Here is a 3,452-nt window from a genome sequence, read left to right as displayed (position 1 = left end):
TTATGGAGCACTTTAGGTTCCCTGTGCTTTTTTATTTGTTCAAAAACAGCAACCGTAATTTGTTTTTTCCCAGTACTATAGCTAACTTAAATGTACTTTTCATTAGCCAACGTTAAAATTCGTCTTATACTAAAATTTAATTGTTTAAATGTGATAATCAATGTGATATTATTATTATATGACAACAATGGTTGTTAACAACGTTTAAATTATTCGTATACTTATTCGTATACTATCAAAAATGGAGGAATAGGTATTGAAAACAAATCGCTATGTTGTTGCGTTTGCAGGTGTCATGTTTCATTTAATGATTGGTTCCGTTTATGCTTGGAGTGTTTTTACTAATCCAATTGCAAAACAAAATGGTTGGGCAGAATCCTCAGTCGCTCTTGCATTTAGTATCGCTATTTTCTTCTTGGGAATGTCAGCCGCCTTTATGGGCAAAGTCGTTGAAAAAATAGGCCCTAGACTAACGGGAACTATTGCTAGCTTTCTTTACGGAACTGGAACCATTATGACTGGTTGGGCTATCCATCAAAATTCAATTTGGCTATTATATCTCTCATATGGTGTCATAGGCGGCTTAGGACTGGGAGCAGGATACGTTACCCCTGTATCAACAATTATTAAATGGTTTCCAGACAAACGCGGTTTAGCAACGGGGTTAGCTATTATGGGATTTGGTTTTGCAGCAATGCTGACTGGTCCTGTTGCTCAACAGCTAATGGCTAGTGTTGGTCTTGAACAAACATTCTATCTCTTAGGAACATTTTATTTTGTTATTATGCTGCTCGCTGCACAGTTTATTGTTCGTCCAAATCTGGCACTATCAAGCACTACTGAAAATAGCATTTCTCAAAAAAAGGGAACACGTCTAACCCGAGGACCGGAGCTAACAGCTAACCAAGCCCTCAAAACTAAATCCTTCACTTTTCTTTGGATAATGTTATTTATCAATATTACATGCGGGATCGGCCTTGTCTCAGCTGCATCCCCCATGGCTCAAAGTATGACCGGCATGTCTGTCCAAACAGCCGCAATTATGGTTGGAATCATAGGCCTTTTCAATGGCTTTGGACGTTTGATATGGGCAACTTTGTCTGATTATATCGGGCGCCCTGCTACTTTCAGTACCATTTTTATTCTCGATATTGTAATGCTTTCAGCCATGCTCATCTTCAAATTACCGCTCCTATTTGTCATTGCATTATGCTTGTTGATGTCTTGTTATGGAGCAGGCTTTTCTGTCATCCCAGCCTACTTAGGTGATGTCTTTGGTACTAAAGAATTAGGAGCTGTTCATGGATATGTACTGACAGCATGGGCTGCTGCCGGAGTTGTTGGACCATTACTATTATCATTAACACATCAACTGTTCCACAATTATACTTTGACATTAGCTGCCTTTATTTTGATTGATCTATTGGCACTGCTAATCTCATTCTGGATACAACGAGATTTCATTAAAGCCAGCAAATTAATAAAAAGCAAATCATAAAAAACTACTTTAAAGCGCATTAAATTATTAAAAACTAAGACAAAATTGCATAAAAAAGAGTCTAAAACAGCATGAGCCGTAAAGTGCAAGACAAAATTGAATATTTTTAAACTGCTAAGGCATGTTCCCTGTATTCGCAGGGAGTCATGCCTTTTGTTTTCTGTGATATTCGTCGATTGTTAAACCAATCGACGTAATTCTTTGTGATTTCCTTGAATTCTCCAATAGGTTCTGTTGCAAAGTTTTCCAAAAAATCTATTTTAGTGTAAAATTGAGAAAAAAGACAGAGAGGACAGAGTAATGAATCATTTTAAAGGCAAACAATTCAAAAAAGACGTCATTATTGTCGCTGTTGGTTACTACCTGCGTTACAATCTAAGCTATCGTGAAGTTCAGGAATTGTTATATGATCGTGGAATAAATGTTTGTCATACTACGATTTATCGTTGGGTGCAAGAGTACAGCAAAGTCCTCTATTATCTTTGGAAGAAGAAAAATAGACAATCCTTCTATTCATGGAAAATGGACGAAACCTATATCAAAATTAAGGGACGTTGGCATTATCTTTATCGTGCAATTGATGCGGACGGCTTAACCTTAGATATCTGGTTACGAAAGAAACGGGATACGCAAGCAGCCTATGCTTTCTTAAAACGACTCCATAAACAGTTTGGTGAGCCGAAAGCAATTGTGACCGATAAAGCACCTTCTCTTGGCTCCGCCTTTAGAAAGTTACAGAGTGTGGGTTTATATCCTAAGACAGAGCACCGAACTGTGAAGTATCTTAACAATTTAATAGAACAAGACCATCGACCTATTAAACGACGGAATAAATTTTATCAAAGTCTCCGTACAGCCTCTTCCACGATTAAGGGCATGGAGACCCTTCGAGGAATATATAAAAAGAACCGAAGAAATGGAACGCTCTTCGGCTTTTCGGTGTCTACTGAAATCAAGGTATTAATGGGAATACCAGCCTAAGATATTTGGAGTTCAGAGAGGGCGCGTTTGATTTTCAAACTTCGCAACAGAACCTTTCATGCTCTCAGCATTATTTTCTAGCTTTGCAAATTTTTTTGAAACAAGTTATATTGTAGTTAAAAAAACTACAGGAGGATTTATCACATTTTTATTTGGAGCAATCGTTTGTGTCATTGCACAAGTATTACTTATTCCATTATTTGGCTTGAATGGTGCTGGATTAGCTTCAATGCTTGGATTCTTAACAACGTTTTTATTTCGTGTCAAGGATACGCAAAAATTTGTGGTGATTCAGATTAAATGGCGAACTTTTATAAGTAATTTTGTGATCATTTTGGTACAAATTCTTTGTTTATTTTATCTGCCGAGTAAAGTCTTGTATCTATGCCTTGCCCTATTATTTTGTGGCATGTTAGTGGTTAATCAGCGTACAATTTTATACATTATCATGGCGCTAAAAAATAAAAAATAAGACATTTGGAATGAAATCCTCATAAAAATAGACAGGAGATATATCTCGATACCATTCGAGATATATCTCCTGTCTATTTTTATGCTACTTTTGGGTTAGCTCAACTCAACCGCCTTTTAATCTCCCAACAACAATAATACCCAATCAAACAACCCAAAAAATTCAAGATAATATCACTAATGGCAAATGTGCCCAAATAAAAGATAAATTGAATGGTTTCAATTCCTAAAAGTGTGACCAAACTGACAATGACAAACTGTTTGAAATCAGTATTGATACAGTAAAGGCCACCTAAAGGAATGAAGTAGATAATATTTAGCACTGCCTCTTGAATCGTTCTGGTATCCGCTTTTATAAAGTCAAAAGGATTCAGTGATATCGCCTGAAAATCCGTTGTTTTAGTAAAAAGCACCATGAATAACAGTAATAAATACACACTGAAAGCAAGATAGAGATAAATAACTGAAAAATCTTTGAGGTGATACTGGATGCCAAACAACC

5 protein-coding genes are annotated in these 3,452 nt (G+C 36.4%); 3 read left to right on the top strand and 2 right to left on the bottom strand.

Going from position 1 to position 3,452, the window contains the following annotated elements:
- Positions 1 to 256: 256 nt before the first annotated feature.
- Positions 257 to 1,498, top strand: coding sequence for an L-lactate MFS transporter (locus ACFY36_RS51850; protein WP_356489087.1), 1,242 nt, complete (start codon positions 257 to 259; stop codon positions 1,496 to 1,498).
- Positions 1,499 to 1,604: 106 nt separating this feature from the next.
- Here the strand turns inward: ACFY36_RS51850 and ACFY36_RS51845 are convergent, their stop codons facing one another.
- The gene (locus tag ACFY36_RS51845) at positions 1,605 to 1,748 is read right to left on the bottom strand and encodes an IS3 family transposase (RefSeq protein WP_101812836.1); all 144 of its coding nucleotides are present in this window, start codon (positions 1,746 to 1,748) and stop codon (positions 1,605 to 1,607) included.
- Positions 1,749 to 1,798: 50 nt separating this feature from the next.
- Between ACFY36_RS51845 and ACFY36_RS51840 the strand changes: the two genes are divergently transcribed.
- Complete coding sequence (locus tag ACFY36_RS51840; RefSeq protein WP_081196305.1) at positions 1,799 to 2,479, top strand: IS6-like element ISS1N family transposase; 681 nt, start codon at positions 1,799 to 1,801, stop codon at positions 2,477 to 2,479.
- A gap of 58 nt (positions 2,480 to 2,537) precedes the next feature.
- A complete protein-coding gene (locus tag ACFY36_RS51835) occupies positions 2,538 to 2,951 on the top strand; it encodes a polysaccharide biosynthesis C-terminal domain-containing protein (RefSeq protein ID WP_003132403.1) in 414 nt (137 codons plus the stop codon).
- Between the two features lie 100 nt (positions 2,952 to 3,051).
- Here the strand turns inward: ACFY36_RS51835 and ACFY36_RS51830 are convergent.
- Positions 3,052 to 3,452 (bottom strand): VanZ family protein (locus ACFY36_RS51830; RefSeq protein WP_499753330.1); only part of this gene is annotated, 401 nt, incomplete at its 5' end.

Source organism: Actinoplanes sp. NPDC000266 (genome assembly GCF_042899005.1).
In the GTDB taxonomy this organism is placed as follows: domain Bacteria; phylum Actinomycetota; class Actinomycetes; order Mycobacteriales; family Micromonosporaceae; genus Actinoplanes.
The sequence above is the reverse complement of the archived record's forward strand: the minus strand, read 5'-3'. Positions and strand labels throughout refer to the sequence as shown.